Annotated in this window: 20 protein-coding genes and 1 rRNA gene; 8 read left to right on the top strand and 13 right to left on the bottom strand. The window is 72.7% G+C overall.

Annotated elements, in window-relative coordinates; genetic code table 11:
- Positions 1–6 precede the first annotated feature (6 nt).
- Both rrf and E1262_RS20890 read left to right on the top strand, forming a co-directional pair.
- Positions 7–123, top strand: a 5S ribosomal RNA gene (gene rrf / locus E1262_RS20895).
- A gap of 200 nt (positions 124–323) precedes the next feature.
- Positions 324–1,562 (top strand): Y-family DNA polymerase, encoded by a 1,239-nt coding sequence (locus E1262_RS20890; RefSeq protein ID WP_132105160.1) that lies wholly within the window; start codon positions 324–326, stop codon positions 1,560–1,562.
- On the opposite strand, the gene E1262_RS20885 is transcribed toward E1262_RS20890, so the two are convergent.
- Positions 1,555–2,472: an AEC family transporter gene (locus E1262_RS20885; protein ID WP_132105158.1), complete on the bottom strand. Its 918-nt coding sequence runs from the start codon at positions 2,470–2,472 to the stop codon at positions 1,555–1,557. The genes E1262_RS20890 and E1262_RS20885 overlap by 8 nt on opposite strands.
- Before the next feature lie 247 nt (positions 2,473–2,719).
- On the opposite strand from E1262_RS20885, the gene E1262_RS20880 reads away from it, so the two are divergent.
- Complete coding sequence (locus E1262_RS20880) at positions 2,720–3,013, top strand: hypothetical protein (RefSeq protein WP_132105156.1); 294 nt, start codon at positions 2,720–2,722, stop codon at positions 3,011–3,013.
- Positions 3,014–3,046: 33 nt separating this feature from the next.
- Here the strand turns inward: E1262_RS20880 and E1262_RS20875 are convergent, their stop codons facing one another.
- The 4 genes from E1262_RS20875 to E1262_RS20860 all read right to left on the bottom strand — a co-directional run bounded on the left by E1262_RS20875 (position 3,047) and on the right by E1262_RS20860 (position 6,394).
- Complete coding sequence (locus E1262_RS20875) at positions 3,047–3,475, bottom strand: TA system VapC family ribonuclease toxin (RefSeq protein ID WP_132105154.1); 429 nt, start codon at positions 3,473–3,475, stop codon at positions 3,047–3,049.
- Positions 3,472–3,675: a hypothetical protein gene (locus E1262_RS20870; protein WP_132105152.1), complete on the bottom strand. Its 204-nt coding sequence runs from the start codon at positions 3,673–3,675 to the stop codon at positions 3,472–3,474. Before E1262_RS20870 ends, E1262_RS20875 begins: the two co-directional genes overlap by 4 nt.
- Positions 3,632–5,212 (bottom strand): polyprenol phosphomannose-dependent alpha 1,6 mannosyltransferase MptB, encoded by a 1,581-nt coding sequence (gene mptB, locus E1262_RS20865; RefSeq protein WP_132105150.1) that lies wholly within the window; start codon positions 5,210–5,212, stop codon positions 3,632–3,634. Before mptB ends, E1262_RS20870 begins: the two co-directional genes overlap by 44 nt.
- Positions 5,213–5,398: 186 nt before the next feature.
- The gene (locus tag E1262_RS20860; RefSeq protein WP_132105148.1) at positions 5,399–6,394 is read right to left on the bottom strand and encodes an aldo/keto reductase; all 996 of its coding nucleotides are present in this window, start codon (positions 6,392–6,394) and stop codon (positions 5,399–5,401) included.
- A 97-nt stretch (positions 6,395–6,491) separates the two neighbouring features.
- Here E1262_RS20860 and E1262_RS20855 point away from each other — a divergent pair, with 97 nt between their 5' ends.
- Complete coding sequence (locus tag E1262_RS20855; RefSeq protein ID WP_132105146.1) at positions 6,492–7,208, top strand: TetR/AcrR family transcriptional regulator; 717 nt, start codon at positions 6,492–6,494, stop codon at positions 7,206–7,208.
- Here E1262_RS20855 and E1262_RS20850 read toward each other — a convergent pair whose 3' ends face one another.
- From E1262_RS20850 to E1262_RS20840, 3 genes are all read right to left on the bottom strand, one after another.
- On the bottom strand, positions 7,209–7,400 hold the full coding sequence (locus E1262_RS20850) for an alpha/beta fold hydrolase (RefSeq protein ID WP_132105144.1): 192 nt from the start codon (positions 7,398–7,400) through the stop codon (positions 7,209–7,211). It lies immediately after the preceding gene.
- A gap of 250 nt (positions 7,401–7,650) precedes the next feature.
- Complete coding sequence (locus tag E1262_RS20845) at positions 7,651–8,826, bottom strand: sensor histidine kinase (RefSeq protein WP_132105142.1); 1,176 nt, start codon at positions 8,824–8,826, stop codon at positions 7,651–7,653.
- The gene (locus tag E1262_RS20840) at positions 8,823–9,482 is read right to left on the bottom strand and encodes a response regulator transcription factor (protein WP_203454120.1); all 660 of its coding nucleotides are present in this window, start codon (positions 9,480–9,482) and stop codon (positions 8,823–8,825) included. Before E1262_RS20840 ends, E1262_RS20845 begins: the two co-directional genes overlap by 4 nt.
- A gap of 139 nt (positions 9,483–9,621) precedes the next feature.
- Here E1262_RS20840 and E1262_RS30445 point away from each other — a divergent pair, with 139 nt between their 5' ends.
- Genes E1262_RS30445 through E1262_RS20825 form a run of 4 tightly spaced genes read left to right on the top strand, consistent with a single transcriptional unit; the run spans position 9,622 to position 13,110 of the window.
- Positions 9,622–10,167, top strand: coding sequence for a hypothetical protein (locus E1262_RS30445; protein WP_162606014.1), 546 nt, complete (start codon positions 9,622–9,624; stop codon positions 10,165–10,167).
- Positions 10,164–11,240 carry a peptidoglycan-binding domain-containing protein gene (locus E1262_RS20835; protein ID WP_162606013.1) on the top strand — a complete coding sequence of 359 codons (1,077 nt, stop codon included), beginning with the start codon at positions 10,164–10,166 and terminating at the stop codon, positions 11,238–11,240. The genes E1262_RS30445 and E1262_RS20835 overlap by 4 nt, the downstream gene beginning before the upstream one ends.
- Complete coding sequence (locus E1262_RS20830; RefSeq protein ID WP_132105138.1) at positions 11,237–11,905, top strand: ABC transporter ATP-binding protein; 669 nt, start codon at positions 11,237–11,239, stop codon at positions 11,903–11,905. Before E1262_RS20835 ends, E1262_RS20830 begins: the two co-directional genes overlap by 4 nt.
- Positions 11,902–13,110, top strand: coding sequence for an ABC transporter permease (locus E1262_RS20825; RefSeq protein WP_132105136.1), 1,209 nt, complete (start codon positions 11,902–11,904; stop codon positions 13,108–13,110). The genes E1262_RS20830 and E1262_RS20825 overlap by 4 nt, the downstream gene beginning before the upstream one ends.
- Before the next feature lie 57 nt (positions 13,111–13,167).
- Here E1262_RS20825 and E1262_RS20820 read toward each other — a convergent pair whose 3' ends face one another.
- The 5 genes from E1262_RS20820 to E1262_RS20800 form a co-directional block, all read right to left on the bottom strand.
- Positions 13,168–13,413 (bottom strand): Rossmann-fold NAD(P)-binding domain-containing protein, encoded by a 246-nt coding sequence (locus tag E1262_RS20820; RefSeq protein ID WP_132105134.1) that lies wholly within the window; start codon positions 13,411–13,413, stop codon positions 13,168–13,170.
- A gap of 150 nt (positions 13,414–13,563) precedes the next feature.
- Entirely contained in the window at positions 13,564–16,338 is a 2,775-nt protein-coding gene (locus E1262_RS20815; RefSeq protein WP_132105132.1) for a sugar-binding protein, read from the bottom strand.
- Positions 16,339–16,371: 33 nt separating this feature from the next.
- The gene (locus E1262_RS20810) at positions 16,372–17,184 is read right to left on the bottom strand and encodes a carbohydrate ABC transporter permease (RefSeq protein ID WP_132105130.1); all 813 of its coding nucleotides are present in this window, start codon (positions 17,182–17,184) and stop codon (positions 16,372–16,374) included.
- Positions 17,181–18,065 (bottom strand): carbohydrate ABC transporter permease, encoded by an 885-nt coding sequence (locus E1262_RS20805; RefSeq protein WP_203454119.1) that lies wholly within the window; start codon positions 18,063–18,065, stop codon positions 17,181–17,183. Before E1262_RS20805 ends, E1262_RS20810 begins: the two co-directional genes overlap by 4 nt.
- A 65-nt stretch (positions 18,066–18,130) precedes the next feature.
- Positions 18,131–19,516, bottom strand: coding sequence for an extracellular solute-binding protein (locus tag E1262_RS20800; protein ID WP_203454117.1), 1,386 nt, complete (start codon positions 19,514–19,516; stop codon positions 18,131–18,133).
- Positions 19,517–19,654: the final 138 nt, after the last annotated feature.

Here is a 19,654-nt window from a genome sequence, read left to right as displayed (position 1 = left end):
GAACGTGCCGGCGGTCATAGCGGCGGGGAAACGCCCGGACCCATTCCGAACCCGGAAGCTAAGCCCACCAGCGCCGATGGTACTGCCCCCCAGCGGGGGTGGGAGAGTAGGACACCGCCGGACACTTGTTTGGACGAAGGCCCACCTGGAGTCCAGGTGGGCCTTCGTGCGTTCACGAGCGTCCAGGAAGGGTCGACCTCGCTCGCAAGCTCCCCCACGTTGTCATCCAGGGCGACCGGGTGCTGCACCTGAGGTTCAAGGTACGCCGCCAGGCGTGCCTGCGGGCCCGTAGATTCGCCGCCCGGGCCGGGAACCCGCCGCGCATGCGGAGAGTTGGACCAGATGAAGGGCTACCCCGCCGGGGGCAGCCCTTCGCCACGTTCGGGACGCCGGCGCGCCGCAGCACACGCCACCCGTCAGACCCTCCGCCTAGTCTGGGAGACATCGACGCCGAGCCGGAGGCCCTCGTCGCGCTGCCGAGCGGGGGAGACCAGTTCGCCCGGGCGCTCCCGGGCGGACCGCTGCTGCACGTCGACGCCGACGCGTTCTTCGCGGCGGTCGAACAGCGCGACGACCCGTCTCTCCGCGGCATCCCGATGGCGGCCGGGGACATCGTGATCGCGTGCGCCGGCTACGAGGCCCGCGAGTGGGGCGTCCAGGCCGGCATGTCCGTCACCGACGCGGTCGCCGTGTGCCCGCGGCTGCGGGTGGTCCCGCTGCGGCCCGACGCCTACGCGGCCGCCAGTGCGGCGCTGTTCGCTGTGTTCGGACGGTTCGCCGCACGGGTCGAGCCCGGCTCGATGGAGGAGGCGTTCCTCGACACCCGGGCCACGCCGTGGGCGACGGCCGACCAGCTGGCGGCGAAGGTGCAGCGCGCCGTCTGGCAGGAGGTCGGTCTGCCGGTGACGGTCGGCGCCGGGCGGACGAAGCTGATGGCGAAGCTGGCGTCGCGGTCGGTGAAGCCGCGCGGCCTGCGGGTCATCCAGCCGGCCGAGGAACGCTACCTGCGCCCGGCCCTACTGGTCGACGAGCTGTGGGGCGTCGGCGAGGTGACCCGCGAGCGGCTACGGCTGCACAACATCCGCACCGTCGCCGACATCGGGCTCGTGCATCCGGAGCATCTGCGCGACATCGCCGGCACGCTGATGGCCCGCCGCCTGGCCGCCATCGCGGCCGGCTCCGACGACGCGACCGTGCGGCCCGAGCGCTTGCGCCGCTCGTTCAGCGTCCAGCGAGTGCTGCCTCGCGGTACCAGCGTCGACGTCGACGGCCTGGCGGACGAGCTGGCCGGGCGGCTGGGGGAGGCCGGGCTCACCTGCGCCGCTGTCGGGGTCGGGCTGCTCTACGCCACCGGCCTCGAGCACCGCGGCCGCCTCCGGCTGGCCGAACCCACAGCCGACGCAGAGCGGCTGGCGGCCGCGATCCGGTCGCTGCTGCCGGCGACGGGAACCCGCGTCGAGAAGGCCGGCATCACCGTCACCGGCCTGCAGCCGGCCGGCGCGGCGGTCCAGCTGACGCTCGACACCGAGGGCGCCGACGACACCACCGAGCCCGCTATCTGAGCAGCGCCGCCACCAGGACCAGCACCGGCAGTGACAGCGCGGTCGTCACCAGCACCGCCTCACGCACCAGCACCTGCGCATGGCCGTACCGCAGCGCGAACGTCAGCGCGTTCTGCGCCGTCGGCAGAGCGGACAGGACGACGACGGCGAGCAGCTCCGGCTCCGACAGCCCCAGCGCCCGGCCGAGCAGATATGCCACCGCCGGATGCACGACCGTCTTCAGACCGACCGCCAGCGCCAGCGGCCCCCGATCCGGACCACGGCCGGGCCAGCTGCTGCCGCGCAGCGAGATGCCGAACACCATCAGCACCGACGGGATCGAGATCGCCCCCACCAGCACGAACGGCTCCATCAGCGGCTCCGGGACGGTTACACCGGTCGCCGCCACGACGACACCGGCCAGCGAGGCGACGGTGATCGGGCTCTGCAGTGGGGTGAGGAACCGCTGCCACACCGGCATCGACGCGCCGCGGCCGGCGAGGTCGAGCACCGTCAGCGCCACCGGCACGATGACGATGGTCTGCATCAGCAGGATCGGCGCCACCAGCGTCGCGTCGCCGAGTACGTACGCCGCGATCGGGATGCCCAGGTTCCCGGCGTTCACCAGGCCGGAGCACAGCACGCCGAGCGAGGAGTACGAGACGCCCCACCGCCGCCACCAGCCCGCAACGGCGAAGACGGCCATCACGATGACGACGCTGCCGCCGGTCGCGATCAGCGGCTCGGCGACGATGACCCCGAGGTCGGCCTCCGCGACGGTGTGGAACATCAGCGCCGGGCTGGCCACCCAGAACGCCAGCCGCGTGAGGACCATGGGGCCGGCCGGGCCGAGCAGCTCGGTGCGGCCCAGGACGTAGCCGACCGCGATGATCGAGACGATGACGGCGAACCCGGTGACGACGCTGGTCATGAGGTCTCGGGTTCGCTCCGTTCCCACCGGCGGCGTCGGCGCCCGGCGACGGCCGCTCCTCCGCGACGCCGTCGTCCACGGTCGAACGGCACCAGCGTACGCGTACCGCAGCGTCGCTCCAGCGTAACCGTCATAAATCCGACACTGCGGGGGTCTTCTGCAAAGGGCGCCGCTCCGTCTAGTGTCTCGGTCATCATTTTCCGGTCCGCAGGCCGGCATCCAGGAAACCTGTGCAGGAGGTTGCCCGATGACGAGACGACCGACCAGGCGCACGGCCGCCGTCGCCAGTGCTGGCGTACTCGCCGCGACGTGCGGCGGCCTGGCCGGCGTCTCGTTCGACCCGTGCTACCACTCGTTCTGCGACAACCTCACTGGCGACGGCCAGGACGAGGCCATCTACGACGCGCTGCAGGCGGAGTACGACCTCGTCGGCAACGTCAACACGAAGGCGCTGGACATCAACGCCGACGTGATCGGCTCGGCCGTGCTGACCTTCGCCTACGACACCTCGACGGTCAACGGCGTCAAGCCGCGCCGCTGAGTACGCGCTCGTCTCGACCGGCGGCCGGGTTACTCACTCGGCAAGCGGGTTCTCCCAGCGCAGCCCGGGAAACCTGGCGAAGTCGCCGTCGGTCGAGACGAGCGCCAGGCCGTGCTCGATGGCGAGCGCCGCGAGGTGCGCGTCGGGGACCAGCGTGGATCTGGTCACCGACGGCACCAGGGAGTCGAGCACCTCACGATGACGGTCGGTGGGTACCGGGACCCAGGAGGGATCGGCGTCGAGCCATTCGCCGACCTGAAGCCAGGCATCGGCGGCCGACTCCGGTCGTGGAAACAGCTTGGGGTTGGTCACGAGGCGGACGAACGCCAGCAGGCTCTCCCATGGCAGGCCCACTCGGCTGACGCCGTTGAGTGCTGTATCGAGCCATCGGCGCGCGGCCTCGTGTTGCGGATAGTCGACGACATGCGCATAGAGAAGGATGTTGGCGTCGACGAGAATCACGGGTGCGAGCCGCCCTCGACCTGGTCGAGAACATCGGCGACGTCGTCGACGTTGGGCAGGCTGGGCCGGCCTAGGGTGACCGTGCGCGTGGCGAACGCGCGGCGTCTGGAGGGCTTCGCCTGCGTGAGCCCCCTGCGAAGAGCCTCGTTGACGACGTCACGCAGCGAAGCGCCCTGTTCGCGCCGGATCGTCTCGATCATCTTCGCGACGTCCGGGTCGAGGGTCAGCGTCGTTCTCATGCATCAAAGCATAGCTCCCGTGATGTCTTGATGCGTAGGCCGCTGCGTCGGAGCGCGCCGCCCTCGGGGTGCGCGCGTCGGCCAGCCACCAGAAGGTCAGCGCCAGCGCCACCACCAGGAACAGCAGCGTCAGCGGCAGTAGCCCGTGGTGCCACCGGGTCAGCGGGTCGGGCAGCGCCGAGAAGCACAGCGCGACGCTCAGGCCGATCAGCCAGCGGTGCCCGACGATGCCGGCGCAGGCCGCCAGCAGCGCCAGCGCCCACGAGAGGTACCAGGCGTGGATGACCGGTGCGGCCAGCGCCAGCACTACGAGGGCGCTGCCGACCAGCACGCCGGCCCGGCGCACCGGTGTCGACGGGTCGCCGCCGCGTACGATCAGCCAGCCGATCAGGCCCGCGCCGGCGACGGCGCACAGCCACCGCGACCAGTCCAGCAGCTCGCCGAACCCGACGCCGCCCACCGTCAGGCCGAGGAACCCGTACGCGACGCCGGCGACCGCCGCCGGCACGGTGTACAGCAGCTCCACCCTCCCCGGGGTGTCGAGCGTGGCGACCCAGCCCCAGCCGTCCGGCACCGTCGACGCCGCGGCCAGCGTGACCGCCGCCGTCACCGCCAGCACCTCAGCCGTTCCGGTCCAGCGCCGGCCGGGCTGCCGGAACCGGGCCCACAACACGTAGCCGACCAGGATCAGGCCGGGCAGCTTGATCGCGAACGCGGCCGTCGCGGTCAGCGCCGCCAGCCACCACCACCGCTTGCGCACCGCCAGGAGCACGACCGGTGCCAACGCGCCGACCAGCACGTCCAGATGCACGCCCCCGACCATGTGCAACACGACGATCGGGTTCGCGGCGACCAGCGCGACGGCGGTGGCCCGCGCGTCCGGCCGGGCCAGCCGCGCCGCTGCCACCGTCCCGACCACCACCGCGACGATCGCCAGTGCGCGCAGCAGCAGCACGAACGGCACGTGGTCGGCGCCGGTGAGGTCGGCGGACCTGCCGAGCAGGCTCAGCGACAGCGGCCCGTACGGCGCCGGCGTCATCCGCCAGACCGGTGCGACCGGGTCCAGCAGCGGACCGCCGCCGAACACGATCGGGCCGGTCACGTACGGGTCGATGCCCATCACCAGCAGCTGGCCCTGCGCGACGTACGAGTACGCGTCCAGGCTGAGGATCGGCTGGGCCAGCAGCACCGGCGCCGTCCACACGGCCGCCGTCCGCGCGACGCACCGGACGTCGACGATGCGGTGGCGGGCCAGCAGGTAGAGCCGGACGAACGCCAGCGACAGCGCCGTGATGCCGACGACCGCCAGGACGCCCCAGACGGGCCGGCCGGCGTCGGCGGCCCGCCACAATCCCAGCGGCCCGTCGGGCAGGACGACCCCCGGGATCGGGCCGGCCCGCGTGACGGCTATCGCGACCGTCGCCGACGCGGCCGCGCCGGCCACCAGCGTGGCGCGCGGCGGGTCGCGCAGCGCGGTGGCGGCTGACGTGAGGGACATCGGGCTCCTGCCGGTCGACCAGAGACGTCAACCGCCACGAAGCCAGACCACGGCGTGGAGCCGACGGCGCCTCGATGAACGGCGCTGGGCGGCCGGGTGAATGCTCCGCTGGGGCCGCGCGAACCGGGCGAACCACCCGCCCCCACGCCAGAGCACCCCGGCGGAGCCGGCCGGCGCAGCGAACCGTCAGCGCTCGCTGTCGAGGTGGGCGTACGCGTAGTCGGCGTACCGGTTGCCCGCGGCCGCGCCAGCCGGGACCGTCTGCTCGATGCGGGCGAGGTCGGCGTCGCCGAGCACCAGGTCGTCGGCGCCGAGCGACTCGGCCAGCCGCTCGCGGGTGCGCGCTCCGACCAGCGGGACCACGTCGGAGCCCTGGGCCGCGACCCAGGCGATGGCGACCTGAGCCACCGTCGCGCCTTTCTCGTCGGCGATGCCGCGCAGCGCGTCGACCAGGGCGAGGTTGCGCTCGAGGTTGCCGTCCTGGAACCGCGGGCTGGTGGCGCGGAAATCGCCGGCGGCGAGCTCCCGGTCCGGCCGCCAGTGGCCGCTGAGCAGCCCGCGCGACAGGACGCCGTACGCCGTCACGGCGATGCCGAGCTCGCGGGCCGTGGGCAGGATGCCCGCCTCGATGCCGCGGGAGAGCAGGGAGTACTCGATCTGCAGGTCCGAGATCGCGTGGACGGCGGCAGCGCGGCGCAGCGTGTCGGCGCCGACCTCGGACAGGCCGATGTGCCGCACGTACCCGGCCTGGACGAGCTCGGCGATGGCGCCGACGGTCTCCTCGATCGGCACGGCGGGGTCCAGCCGCGACGGCCGGTAGACGTCGATGTGGTCGGTGCCGAGCCGGCGCAGGCTGTAGGCGGCGAAGTTCTTGACCGCGGCCGGCCGGGTGTCGAACCCGAGCCAGGCGCCGTCGGGAGCGCGCAGGCCGCCGAACTTCACGCTGATGACGACGTCGTCGCGGTTCCGGTCGCGCAGCGCGTCGCGCAGCAGCATCTCGTTGTCGCCCATGCCGTAGAAGTCGCCGGTGTCGAGCAGGGTGACGCCGGCGTCCAGGGCGGCGTGGATGGTGGCGACGGACTCGTCGCGGTCGGCCGGCCCATACAGGTCGGACATCCCCATGAGGCCGAGGCCGAGAGCGGAGACGGCGGGTCCGGTGCTGCCGAGTGTGGTGGTGCGCATGGAGGGCTCCTTGGTGAACGGTGTTTCCAGTGCTAACCACTTGACGTTAACACTGATTCGATAACGATGCTAACGCAGGCCTGTTATCATTGATTCCATGACTCCGGCCGACAGTGGCGACACCCGCGACCGCATCGTGCGCGCGGCCGCCGGCCTGCTGGAACGCGAGGGCCGAGAGGCCGTGTCCACTCGGGCGGTGAGCGCCGCGGCGGGCGTGCAGGCGCCCACGCTCTACCGGATCTTCGGCGACATGACCGGCCTGCTCGACGCGGTGACGGCCTACGGCTTCGAGCAGTATCTGTGCGGCAAGCAGACCCTGAACGAGACCGACGACCCCGTGGCCGATCTGCGTCGCGGCTGGGACCAGCATGTGGAGTTCGGCCTCACGCGGCCGGCGTTCTACGTGCTGATGTACGGCAACGCCCGGGCGGCCGGCGCCTCGCCCGCGGGCCGGGACGCCACCGCGATCCTCCGCCGGCTCCTCGGCCGGGTCGCCGCCACCGGCCGGCTCACCATGAGCGTCGAGCGGGCCGCGGAGTTCACCCACGCCACCGCCGTCGGCGTCGTGCTGACCCTCATCGCGGCCCCGGATGCCGAGCGCGACCTGTCGCTGTCCGAGCTGGCCAGGGAGAGCGTGCTGCGTACCGTGGTCGCGGGGACGGCGGACCCGCCGGCGGTGGCCGCTGACCCGGTAGCCACCCAGGCGGGCGCCCTGCGCGAGGCGCTGCGGACCGCGGACGACGGCGCCGGCGTGCTCACCGGTGCCGAGCGCGCCCTGCTCGAACAGTGGCTGGACCGCCTCGCCGGCCGGTGATCACGGCAGCCTGGCCAGCCAGTGCCCAACGAGGTCGGCGAACACGGCGGGCTGTTCGAACGGCAGATAGTGCCCGGCGTCCGGCACGACGGCGAAGGCGCCGTCCGGATAGCGCTCGAGCGCGGCGAACTGGTCGGCATACCCGGCGACGAGGTCCTGCCGGCGCCGCCAGCAACTCCACGACGGCCGCACACACCGCGTCGGACGTCGGTTCACCGCCCGGCGACGCGCCGGTGCCGGGCAGGTCCACGTAGACCCTCCGCCACCCGGTCCGGCCGCGGAACATCGGCTCGAACGCCGCGACCACCGAGCTCCGGTCCAGTCCGAACCACGGCAACACGACGAGTGGCCGTCCCTCGCCGCGGGTCTCGTACGCCAGCGCCATGCCCGCGAGCGTAACCGGACGCGCAAGGACGACCACACGTCCCCACGCCGCAGCACCTCAACGAACGCCGGGGCGCATCGGCAAGAAGACGGTGACCGTCAGGCCTCCACCCGGCCGGGCGGCGGCGGTCGCGTCGCCGCCGTGTGCCCGGGCCACGGCCCGGACGATCGACAGGCCGAGGCCGAAGCCGCGGTCCGGGCCGGCGCGCCGGTCGCCGAGCCGGCGGAACGGCTGGAACAGCGCCTCGACCTCGTACTCCGGCACTTCGGTGCCGGTGTTCGCGACGGTGAGCCGGACCCCGTCGGGCGCCGTTCCCGTCGTGACCGACAGCCAGCCGCCGGCCACGTTGTGCCGTACGGCGTTCTCGATCAGGTTGTGCGCCAGCCGCTCCAGCAGCACGGGGTCGCCGGACGTCGGGGCTGGGTTCAGCGGGCCGGCCCGCAGGGTCACCTCGGCCAGCGCGGCATCCGGCCCGGCCGACCGGCACGCGTGCGCGGCGACCTCGGCGAGGTCGACCGGGGGCCGCTCGGCCACCGCGTGCTCGCTGTCGGCCAGCGTGAGCAGGCCGTCGATGAGCCGCTCGTGCCGCTGGTTGACCGCGAGCAGCGCCGCGCCCAGCCGCTGCGTCTCCTCGGCCGCGCCGGGCTGCGTCACCGCCAGCTCGACCAGTGCGCGATTGAGGGCGAGCGGGGTGCGCAGCTCGTGCGAGGCGTTTGCCACGAACCGGCGCTGCCCGTCGAAGGAGCGGTCCAGCTGCTCCAGCATGTCGTCGAAGGTGTCGGCGAGCCGCTTCACCTCGTCGTCGGGGCCGCTGAGCGCGATGCGCTCGTGCAGGCCACGGACGCCGCCGCCGCGGGCGATGCGGCGTGCGGTACGGGTGATGATGACCAGCGGGCGCAGCGCCCGCCCGGCCACCAGCCAGCCGGCGGCCGCGGCCACGATGCCAACGGCCAGCAGCGCCAGCGCGCCCTGCGTGAGCAGCGAGTCCAGCGCGGCGTCCTGCAGGGCGTCCTGCTGGGCCTGCACCTGCGTGATCACCTCGTCGACGTTGCCGGTCACGGCGGCGGATGCCCGCAGGGCGGCGAGGTCGGACTCCTCGCGGTCCGGGTCGGTGATCGACTCCAGGCTCTGCCGCACCAGGAGGTACGTCACGGCCAGCACGAGCGCGCCGGCCAGCACGAACAGCCCGCCGTACAGCGTCGTCAGCCGCAGCCGCAAAGTCCAGCGCGTCACGGCAGCCGGTATCCCGCGCCGGCCACCGTCTCGACCACCGGCGGGTCGCCGAGTTTGCGCCGCAGCTTCATCATCGTCACCCGCACGACGTTCGTGAACGGGTCGATGTTCTCGTCCCATGCCTTCTCCAGCAGCTGCTCGGCGCTGACCACGGCGCCGTCGGCCCGGAGCAGCTCGGTCAGCACGGCCAGCTCCTTGTTGGCCAGCGCGACCGGACGGCCGTCGCGGGAAACCTCGCGGCGGGCGGGGTCGACCCGGATCCCCGAGCGCTCGAGCACCGGCGGTGCGGCCGGCCGGGCGCGGCGCAGCAGCGCGTGCACCCGAGCGGACAGCTCCGCGAACGCGAACGGCTTGGTCAGATAGTCATCGGCGCCCAGCCCCAGCCCGCCGACGCGGTCGCGGACCCCGGCCGCGGCCGTCAGCATGAGGATCCGCGGCGACTCCGCACCGGACGAGAGGATGCACCGGCACACGTCGTCGCCGTGCGTGCCGGGCAGGTCGCGGTCGAGCACGACGACGTCGTACGCGTGCACGGGGAGCCGCTCGAGCGCGGCGTCCCCGTCGTAGCAGACGTCGACAGCGAACGACTCGCGCCGCAGCCACTCGGCCACCGCGTCGGCCAGGATCCGCTCGTCCTCGACCACCAGGATGCGCATACCTCATCATCACGCATCGTGAATAACCCCCGCGTAACCAGCGGGAGCGTGGTCACGCTGAGGTTACCGGCCGCTCGCTTCAGTGGAGGGACGACCGGCCGGCGAAGGCCGGTGCCGAACCCTTCGGAGGAGACGAGCGATGAATCGACGCACGACGATGACGCTGGCGTTCCTGCTGCTCGGCGTGGGCGGGCTGAGCGCCTGCAGCGACGGCGAGGACGCGCCGGAGGTCGCGACGGTGGAGACCGGCGCGCCCAGCGCGCCACCCACGACCGGCGGCGGCGAGCCGGGCACCCATGCGGGCACCGAGCCGAGCGCGGAACCGGGGCCGCTGGCGTTCACCGAGTGCATGCGCGACCACGGGATCGACATGGCGGACCCCGATCCCACGACCGGCCGGCCGCAGGTGGGCGACGGCGTCGACTCGGATTCGCCGGCCTACCAGGAGGCGATGGACGCGTGTGCCGACCTGCTGCCCGGCGGAGCGCTGGCCGAGCCGGACTCCGCCGAGCTGGAGCAGTACCAGGCGTTCGCCGAGTGCATGCGCGACAACGGGCTGCCGGAGTTCCCGGACCCGCAGCCCGGCGGCGAGGGCCTGTTCGAGGGGATCGACCGCACCAGCCCGGCGTTCCAAGGCGCGCTCGAGGCCTGCCAGGACGTCCTGCCCGCGGGTGGCGGGCAGTGACGCCGCGGCGGGTCCTGGTGCCCCTCGGCGTGGCGGCGGTGATCGCCGCGGGCGCCCTGGCCGCCCGCGGGATCGGCGGCGGCTCGCCGTCCGGCAGCCCGGCGCCCGACGGCCTGCCGCCGGCCACGGCCACGGTCACCACCACCGACCTCGTGCAGACGGTGCAGGTGCCGGGCGTGCTGGGGTACGGCACTCCGGTCGCGTTGCCGGCGAAGTCCAACAGCGGCACGCTCACCTGGATCGCGGCGCCCGGCGCCGTCGTCGGGCAGGGGCAGCCGGTCTACGCGGTCGACGGCGACCCGGTCGTGCTGATCCATGGCACGGTGCCGCCGTACCGGCCGCTCGAACCCGGCGTGACCGGGCCGGATGTCCAGCAGCTGGAGGAGGCGCTGGCCGCGCTCGGCTACACCGGGTTCACCGTCGACGACGAGTACACGTGGTCGACGGCGGACGCGGTGGAGGAGTGGCAGGACGACCTCGGCGTCGAGGAGACCGGGACCGTCGGCGTCGAGCAGATCGTCGTCGTGCCGGCCGACATCCGGATCGCGCTGCAGACGCTGGCCGTCGGCAACACGCTCGGCGGCGGCGAGGGCGGCAACGAGTCGGTGGTCACGTACACCGGGACCACGCCCGCGGTCGTCGTCGGGCTGGACCCGGCGCAGCAGCACCTGGTGGCGCCCGGCACGCCGGCCACCGTGCTGCTGCCCGACGGCTCCACCACGGCCGCGACGGTGTCCGCCGTCAGCCCCGTGGCCACGGCCGTCGACACCGGCGACCCCGAGACCAGCACCACGACCATCAGCGTGACCGTGGCGCTGGCCGACCCGGCCGCCGCCGGCGCGCTGGACTCCGCGCCGGTGGACGTCGATCTGGTCGCGGCCGAGGCGCAGGACGTGCTGGCCGTCCCGGTGGGCGCGCTGGTCGCGCTGGCCGAGGGCGGCTACGCCGTCCAGGTGGTCGACGGCGAGCAGACCGAGTTCGTCCCGGTCGAGACCGGCATGTTCGCGTCCGGCCTGGTCGAGGTCAGCGGGGCCGGGATCGAGGACGGCACCGTCGTGGGGGTGCCAGTATGAGCATCGTCGAACTGCACGACGTGGCCAAGACGTACCCCGGCGGCGTGCCCGCGGTCCGCGGCGTGACGTTGACCGTCGAGGCGGGCCAGCTGGTCGGCATCGTCGGGCCATCCGGATCCGGGAAGTCGACGATGCTCAACGTCATCGGCACTCTGGACCGGCCGACGTCGGGCGAGGTGCGCATCGCCGGGCACCGCGTGGCCGGGCTCAGCGACCGGCAGCTGTCCGCGTTGCGGGCCCGGTCCATCGGCTTCGTGTTCCAGCAGTTCCACCTGACCTCGGGCGTGGCCGCGCTGGACACCGTCGCCGACGGGTTGCTGTACGCCGGCGCGCCGAGGTCACGACGACGGCGACGCGCCGAGGAGGCGCTCGAGCGGGTCGGGCTCGCGCATCGCCTGCGGCACCGGCCGCACGAGCTGTCCGGCGGAGAGCGCCAGAGGGTCGCCATCGCCCGCGCCGTCGTCGGCGGGCCGCGGCTGCTGCTGGCCGACGAGCCGACCGGCAACCTCGACTCGGCCGCGGGCGCCGGGGTGATGACGCTGCTGCGCGAGCTGCACGCGGCCGGCACCACCGTCGTGATCATCACCCACGACCGGGAGATCGCGGCCGGGCTACCGCGCCGGGTCGAGATGCGCGACGGGCGGATCGAGCGGGTGACGCCATGAGCGCCGCCGGCACGCTGCGGCCGGCCCGGCTGCGGCCGGCGGACGTCGTCCACATCGGCGGCGCCGGACTGCGGTCGCGGCCCACCCGGGTGGTGCTGTCCGCGCTGGGCATCGCCATCGGCATCGCCGCGATGATCGCCGTCGTCGGCATCTCCACGTCCAGCCGCGAGGAGCTGAAGCGTCAGCTCGACGCGCTCGGGACCAACCTCCTCTCGGTCGGTCCGGGACAGGACCTGTTCGGCGACGACGCGCAGCTGCCGCCCGAGTCCGTCGGCATGATCGGGCAGATCGGGCCGGTGATGTCGGTGGCGGCGAGCGCGGTCGTCCCGGACACCGCGGTCTACCGCAACGACCTCGTCCTGCCCGGCGAGACCAACAGCCTCGCCGTCCTCGCGGCCCACCTTGGCCTGCTCGACACCGTCGGGGCGACGGTGTCCAGTGGCGCGTTCCTCGACACGGCCACGGCGCAGTACCCGGCAGTCGTGCTGGGTGCGACGGCGGCAGACCGGCTGGGCGTGGGCGCGGCCGGGCCGGAGCAGACGGTCTACCTGGGCGGCCAGTGGTTCACCGTCGTCGGCGTGCTCGATCCGGTGCCGCTCGCGCCGGAGCTGGACACCGCCGCCCTGGTCGGCTGGCCGGTCGCGGAGTCGCTGCTCGGCTTCGACGGCCTGCCGACGACGGTGTACGCGCGGGCCATGGAGGACGCTGTCGGCGCGGTCCAACAGGTGCTGGCGGCGACGGCGAACCCGGAGGCACCCAACGAGGTCGACGTCGCCCGGCCGTCCGACGCGCTGGTCGCCCAGGCCGCCGCCGACAGCACCCTGAACGCGCTGCTGCTCGGCCTCGGCGCCGTCGCCCTGCTGGTCGGCGGCGTCGGCGTCGCCAACACCATGGTCATCTCGGTGCTGGAACGGCGCGCCGAGATCGGGCTGCGGCGCTCGCTCGGCGCCACCCGCGGGCAGATCCGGCTGCAATTCGTCTTCGAGGCGCTGCTCCTGTCCGCCCTCGGCGGCGTGGGCGGGGTGCTGACCGGCATCGCGGTCACGGCGGGCTACGCGACCGCGCAGGGTTGGCCCGTCGTGGTGCCAGCGTGGGCCATGGGCGGTGGGATCGGCGCGACGCTGCTCATCGGGGCGCTCGCCGGGCTGTATCCGGCGGTCCGAGCGGCGCGACTGGCGCCGGCTCTTGCGCTGACTGCTCCGTGAGCCTGGGGTGCTGTTGCGTGGGGGCGGGTGGTCGGCCTCCGCGTCGACCGGGGGGAGTTAGCGGGCGGCTGTCAGGCGGTAGATCAGGCGGTGGGGGAGCAGGCGGGTCAGGACGGCGACGGCGCGGGCGTCGCGGCCGATCACGCGCCGTGGTGCGGGGTTTCGGCTGGTCACGGCGTGGACGATCACGTTCGCCACGCTCGCCGGGGGCAGGCCCGAGTGGCGGTCCGTTCGGCGTTCGTCCTGGCGGCGCGGCGTGACGGTGGCGCCGAACTCGTCGACGGTGTCGCGGCCGGTCAGCACGACGGCGGCGTCCTCGCGTTCGAAGGCGGCGACCGCGAGTGCGGCGGAGGGGGTTGGCCGTCATGAGGATTACCCGAGCCTCAACACGCCTGCAATCGTGTTGAGGCTCGGGTAATCCTGGTGGTGCTCAACCTGATCAACTAGCGGTCGTCAGCCGACCGGCTCGGCCAGGGCCAGCGTGCCGTCGTCGGTGATGAATGCGACCAGCGCGGTGAGCTCACCGGAGCCGCCGGTCACAGGCACGTCGACGGTGGTCTGGCCGGAGCCGACCTCCACCGACACCGAGCCCGCCACGCTCTCGCCGTCCCAGAGGAAGACGTTCGCGCGGCCGGACTCGCGGGTGCGCAGCCGCACCTCCACCTCGTCGCCGGACGCGCGAGCCGACGTGATCGCGGCCGTGCCCGCCGGCAGCTCCGGACCGCCGCCCAGACCGACGCCGTCGACGGCCGACTGGGCGATGCTCTGGGGCGAGTCGACGCTCAGCGCGGCGGTGTCGGGCATGATCGGCGCGACCGGGTCGGAACCGGCGTCGGCCAACCCAGGCAGTGTCGCCAGCGCCCACCGGAACGGGTCGGCCTGCACCCCGTTGAACGTGGACCAACCGATCCGTGTCTGGCCGGTCTTGTCCTGCGTATCGGAGTCGTAGACCAGTACGTTCAACCCCATCCGCTCGGGGTCGACGTTGTCCGGCAGCACATCGAGCGGGATCTTCGCCTCGACGGTGTACCCCGTGTAGCCCTCGGCCGCCGTCGCGCCGCCGGTGCAGGCCGCGCAACCGCACGAACCGCAGCTGCTGGTGTGGCCGTTCTGAGTCCGGGCGGCGCCCATCACCGCGGCGACCTCCATGCCGGGTGCGGTCTCGGCTCCCGGGCCCTGACGGTTGTCGGCGTCGCGCTGGAAGCACGCTTCGCCTTCGACCGTCGTCGGGAAGATGCCGGTCTTGAACGTCGTCGACGTGTTCGACGATGTGCCGCGCGGGTCGACGGTGATCTCGACGGAGTCGGTGCGCCAGTGCCGCTTGCAGTCCTCCAGCGGCAGGACCGTGCCCAGGGTGTCATCGGTGACCTCCACCAGCACGTAGAGCGCGTCGTCGGTGAAGCTCAGCCGGGTCGTGGACGAGGCGTCCGCCGGCGGCACCGCCTGACCCTCCCACATCGTCGAGGAGTCGATGGCCTCGCCCGGGTACTCGCCCTCGCCCGCGACGCCGTCGACCACCGGCGCGGTGGACACGTCGGGGATCGTCGTGCTCGGCACGAGCTCGAGGACGGCGTTCGAGGTGTCCGCGCTGGAGCCGGACTCGGTGACGATCTGGAACGGGTACCCGCCGTTCGGCGCCCGGTTGGACGTCGGCAGCGACGTGTTCTCGTTCGTCACGGAGAACGTCACCGTCGTCGACTCGCCCGGCGCCAGGTCCGAGAACGACGCGGACACCGGCGACGCGCTGAAGCCGTCGGCGAGGTCCAGCGTGACGGAGCCGGACGCGGGCGCCATGCCGTCGTTGCTGACGTCGACGGAGACCGGCTGGGTGCGGCCGACACCCACGGAGGCGATCGGCGCGATGAGGCTTTCCAGCTTCGGCAGGTCCTGGTCGGCGGTCCACTGGGCGAAGACCTCCGCCTCCGGCCGCTGCGCCAGCTCGGCGTGGACGGCCGGGGTGGTCTCGACCGCGGCCTCGTTGGAACCCGACGCGCCGCCCGCCTCGAGCGCGGCCTTCAGTGCCACCCGCTGGCCCGTGGCGGCGTCGGCCGGGGGCGTCACCGTGACATCCACGGTGATCTCCTGACCGGGCCGGATCAGCCGCGGCAGCGCGCCGTCCGGAACCGACACCGTCCAGCCCTCGGGGCCGGTCACGGACAGCGACGGCCGCACCAGCGGCCGCTTCGCCGGCGCCTTGACCTGCACCGTCGCGCTGAACTCCGCTCCCGGCAGCACGAGGAACGGCTCCGGGTCGATGGTCAGCTCGGTGCCGAGCGGCAGCCCGCCCTCGGCCGGCAGCAGCGCGCCCTGCAGCGCCGCCGTCGGGCCGGCCGTGGTCGCCGGGTATGGCGTCCGGCTGGCGATCAGCGTGAACCAGTCGCAGCCGTTCTGCTGCGGGTCGGTCGGCGGCGGCGGGAACACCGCCCAGCCCTGGCTGACGTACTCCCACTGCGACTTGCGCTCGCGCAGCGCCCACAGCTCGCCGGTCTCCTCGGACACCCGGCCCTGCCAGACGCCGAACACGCGGTCGGTGGGGTCGGCCGGCTTGTACGGCGTGGTCTCGCAGGCCGAACCGGTGACGCCGGTGCCCGTGGCGCCGCCGCGGAGGATCCGGGAGACCCGCCAGGTGGACAGGCCCTCTTCGGACAGCTGCTCCGGGAACGCCTCGGAGTCGGCGGCCGCCTCGTACGCCTCGACGGCCAGCCGCGCGGCCTGCTGGTGGTGGCCGTGGTTGCCCGACGTCGGCGACGGGTTCATCGTGACGATGACCTCCGGCCGCGTCGATCGGACCACGCGCACCACTCGCTCCAACGCGTCGTCGCCCCAGACCTGGTCGGTCAGCGGCGCGCTGGCGTTGTAGAAGAAGTCGAGCTCGTCGAGGTTGTAGACGTTATCGATGCTCGCGTTGCCGACGGCGCGGCGCTCCTCGGCCTCGCGCAGCATGCCCAGCTCCGGCCCCTCCTCGAGGCCGACGGCGTTGCCGCCGCCCTCCCCTCGGGTGACGGTGATGACACCGGCCTGGATGTCGTCGTACTCGTTCCATTGGCCGAACGCGGCCAGCGATCCGGCCTCGTCGTCGGGGTGCGCCCCGATATAGAGCACGTCGAGGTCGACGGCGTCCGCGCTCGCGGCTGGCGTTCCCGATGCGGCCGGTGCGGCGACCGCCGGGAGCGTCGCCGCGAGGAGAGCTGCGGTGGCGGCTGCAGCAGCGGGTATGGCTGCTCGCATGGTGACTCCTCTCGAATTGTGACGAACCGGGCGCTACTTGACGGCGCCCTCGACCATCCCCCGGATGAAGTGACGCTGCAGGAACAGGTAGAGCACGATCACCGGCAGCGCGACCAGGGTCGCGCCGGCGGCCAGCAGCGCCGTTCCGGACGTGTACTGGCCCTGGAAGAACGCCAGGCCCAGTGGTGCGGTGCGCAGGCTTTCGTCAGTGGCCATGATCAGCGGGATGAGGAACTCGTTCCACGTCCACATGAAGACAAGCACGATCATGGTGGTCAGCGCCGGCCGGCCCATCGGCACCAGGATCCGCCACAGCGTGGTCCAATGCCCGGCGCCGTCGATGCGGGCGGCCTCGACCACCTCGCGGGAGCTGCCACGGAAGTAGGCGCGCATCCAGAACGTGCCGAACGCCGTCGACTGCGCCACCTGGGGCATGACGATCGCCACCAGCGTGTTCGTCAGCCCCAGCTCGCGCATGTCGAAATAGAGCGCGATGACCAGCGCCTCGGCCGGCACCATGATGCCGAGCAGGATGACGTAGAACAGCACCTCTGAACCGCGGAACCGCATGGTGCCGAACGCGTAGCCGGCCAGCACGGAGAACAGCGTCGACAGCCCGACCACCAGGATCGCGACGACGACGCTGGTGCGCAGGTAGGAACCGAAGTGGCCCTGGTCCCAGGCGTCGGCGAAGTTCTCGAAATGAAGAGAAGAGGCACGACCCTCCGAAACTATTCCGTCGTTCGACAGCGCCGTCTGCAGGATCAGCAGCACCGGGAACACGGCGATCACCGCGAACAGCGCCAGCATGGCGTAGTTCGCCAGCCGTTCACCGCGCGAGATCATCGCTGCCCCCGTTCGCCGACCCGGTTGATGAGCACCGTCGCCACGAACACCACCAGCGTCAGCACGACGGCCAGCGCCGTCGCGATGCCGACCCGGCCCAGCAGGAACGCGTTGTTGTAGACCTGGTACGACGGCACGGTGGTCTCGGTGCCCGGCCCGCCGCTGGTCATGACGTAGACGAGGTCGAAGGTCTTCAGCGCGGCGATGACGGTGAGCGTCAGCGCGACCGCCAGTTCACCGCGCAGCGACGGCAGCGTGATGGCCCGGAACTCCCGCAGCGCGCCGGCGCCGTCGAGCCGGGCCGCCTCGTACAGCTCGCGCGGGATGCGTGACATGCCGGCCAGGAACAGCACCAGGCACAGGCCCGTGCCGACCCAGGTGCCGACGATGCCCACCGACGGCAGCGCCCAGGTGTAGTCGCCGAGCCACGGCCGCGCCAGCGAGTCGAGGCCGACGAACCGGAGCGTGTCGTTGAGCGGCCCGTTCGGCTCGTAGATCTGCCGCCACGCGATGGCCACCACGACCATTGGGATGACCTGCGGCAGGAACAGCACGACCCGGAAGAACCCCATGCCGCGCAGCACCGCCCGGCTCATCGCCGCGGCCAGCAGCAGCCCCAGCAGCACCGGGATCACCGCGTAGAACACGACCAGCACGAGCGCGTGGACGAACGCCCCGCGCAGTTGCGGCTCGGTGAACAGGTCGCGGTAGTTCGACAACCCGGCCCACGTGCTGGCGCCCAGCCCGTTCCACTCGTAGAGCGAGAACTGCGCCGTCCGGACCAGCGGGACGAGGACGAACAGGCCGAAGACCAGCAGCGCCGGCAGGATGTAGAGGTACGCGACCCGACGAGGCTCCCCGGGCCGCCCACCTCGGACCACTGCCGATCTGTGCGTCCTCAACGAGTCGGGTGCCCTCCGCCCGGCGGGCGCCAGCGGAGCCGCCATCAGCTACCAGTAGCCGCGGTGTACTCGGCCTCGAGCGTGTCGAGGAACTGCTGCGGGTCGCTCTGACCGGCCATGAGGTTCTGCACGGCGACGGTGATGGTGTCGTAGAACGTCTCGGTCGCGTAGTCGAGGTACGGCACGATCAGGTCCTCCTGGCCGGCCTGCGCCCACGCCGCGAACACCTCGGACTGCAGCCCGGTGGTGGTCTGCTGGTCGGCCTCGATGACCGGGAGGTTGCCGGCCTCGGTGACCGCCGTCATGGCGTCGGAGCTGGTGATGAAGTCGATGTAGGCGGCCGCGGCCTCCTTGGCGTCGCTGTTGGCCGGGATCGCCCACGGGATGCTGATGCCGCCGGTGACGAGGTGCTGCCCGCTGGCGCCAACCGGCGGGAGCACGAAGCCGACCTCGTCGCCCATGGCCGAGGTGAGGTCGGCGACCAGCCAGGTGCCGCCGACGAAGAACACGCCGGTGCCCTGGGCGAACGCCTGCCAGGCGCTGTCATAGGAGACGCCGTTGAAGCCGTCGACGAAATAGCCGGCGTCGACCCAGTCGCGGGTCGCTTGCGCGGCCGCGACGTTGTCGTCGGACGTCCACGACGAGCCCGGCCGGCCGAACCCGAGGTTGCGGATGGTCTCGGCGTCGGAGAACTGGTTCTGGACGAACCCGAACTCGTGGATGCCGGCCCACGGCTCGGAGTTGCCGAACTGGATCGGCACCTCGCCGGCCGCCTGCGCCGCCTGCAGCGCCGCCTCGAAGTCCTCGGTGGTCTCCGGTGGCTCGAGGCCGAGCGCGGCGAGCTTGGTCTTGTTGTAGTAGAGGCCGACGATCTCGCCCATCTGCGGCAGACCGTAGAGGTCGCCCTCGCCGAAGTTCGCACCATCCTCGCTGTACGACGCCAGCGCACGCACCGACTCGGGGAAGCGGTCGAACCAGCCGTACCCCTCGGCGTAGCCGTCGAGCGGCGTGAGCAGGCCGGACGCGACATACTGGCCCATCTCGGGGCGGCCGTTGTTGGCCTGCACGACGTCAGGCGCGTCCTCGCCGGACAGCGCCAGGCGCAGCGTGGTGCGCAGGTCGTCGGTGGAGCGCGACACCCGCTCGATGGTGATGTTCGGGTAGGCCTCCTCGAACGCGGCGTTGAGCGCCTCGATCTGCTCGGTCTGCCCCTCGCGGACCTCCTGGTCCCACACCGTCAGCGTGACGTCGCCCAGCTCGGACGGATCGGTGGCGACGTCGCCCGCGGTGGGTGCGCCGGTCGCGTCGGCGTCGTCACCGTCGTCGCCCGGCGCGCAGGCCCCGATCAGCAGTGCGACGGCGGCAGCCGCGCCGATACACAGGAAGCGTCGCGCCGGGCGACGAGCGCTCTCGCTCTCCTGTCCCCTCACGGTCAGGACCGACGGCTCGAGGGGACCTTCGGCCCCCTGTCGCCGATCGGTGTCGCCCGGCACTCCGCGGTGCCGGGTGCTGGTCCTCGTGATCGACAGCGTCATGAGTCGGCCCTTTCGCAAATGTCGGTGTGCCCA

This window comes from Jiangella aurantiaca, assembly GCF_004349105.1.
In the GTDB taxonomy this organism is placed as follows: Bacteria; Actinomycetota; Actinomycetes; order Jiangellales; family Jiangellaceae; genus Jiangella; species Jiangella aurantiaca.
Note: the sequence above shows the minus strand (reverse complement) of the source record. Positions and strands in the feature narration are given on the sequence as shown.

What these genes read in the sequence shown, in the direction of transcription:
- E1262_RS20885 (WP_132105158.1), bottom strand. Translation starts at nt 2,472, where the DNA reads ATGACCAGCGTCGTCACCGGGTTCGCCGTCATCGTCTCGATCATCGCG.
- E1262_RS30445 (WP_162606014.1), top strand. Translation starts at nt 9,622, where the DNA reads ATGAATCGACGCACGACGATGACGCTGGCGTTCCTGCTGCTCGGCGTG.
- E1262_RS20855 (WP_132105146.1), top strand. Translation starts at nt 6,492, where the DNA reads ATGACTCCGGCCGACAGTGGCGACACCCGCGACCGCATCGTGCGCGCG.
- E1262_RS20870 (WP_132105152.1), bottom strand. Translation starts at nt 3,675, where the DNA reads ATGATCGAGACGATCCGGCGCGAACAGGGCGCTTCGCTGCGTGACGTC.
- E1262_RS20840 (WP_203454120.1), bottom strand. Translation starts at nt 9,482, where the DNA reads ATGCGCATCCTGGTGGTCGAGGACGAGCGGATCCTGGCCGACGCGGTG.
- E1262_RS20815 (WP_132105132.1), bottom strand. Translation starts at nt 16,338, where the DNA reads ATGCGAGCAGCCATACCCGCTGCTGCAGCCGCCACCGCAGCTCTCCTC.
- E1262_RS20810 (WP_132105130.1), bottom strand. Translation starts at nt 17,184, where the DNA reads ATGATCTCGCGCGGTGAACGGCTGGCGAACTACGCCATGCTGGCGCTG.
- E1262_RS20890 (WP_132105160.1), top strand. Translation starts at nt 324, where the DNA reads ATGCGGAGAGTTGGACCAGATGAAGGGCTACCCCGCCGGGGGCAGCCC.
- E1262_RS20830 (WP_132105138.1), top strand. Translation starts at nt 11,237, where the DNA reads ATGAGCATCGTCGAACTGCACGACGTGGCCAAGACGTACCCCGGCGGC.
- E1262_RS20860 (WP_132105148.1), bottom strand. Translation starts at nt 6,394, where the DNA reads ATGCGCACCACCACACTCGGCAGCACCGGACCCGCCGTCTCCGCTCTC.
- mptB (WP_132105150.1), bottom strand. Translation starts at nt 5,212, where the DNA reads ATGTCCCTCACGTCAGCCGCCACCGCGCTGCGCGACCCGCCGCGCGCC.
- E1262_RS20825 (WP_132105136.1), top strand. Translation starts at nt 11,902, where the DNA reads ATGAGCGCCGCCGGCACGCTGCGGCCGGCCCGGCTGCGGCCGGCGGAC.
- E1262_RS20880 (WP_132105156.1), top strand. Translation starts at nt 2,720, where the DNA reads ATGACGAGACGACCGACCAGGCGCACGGCCGCCGTCGCCAGTGCTGGC.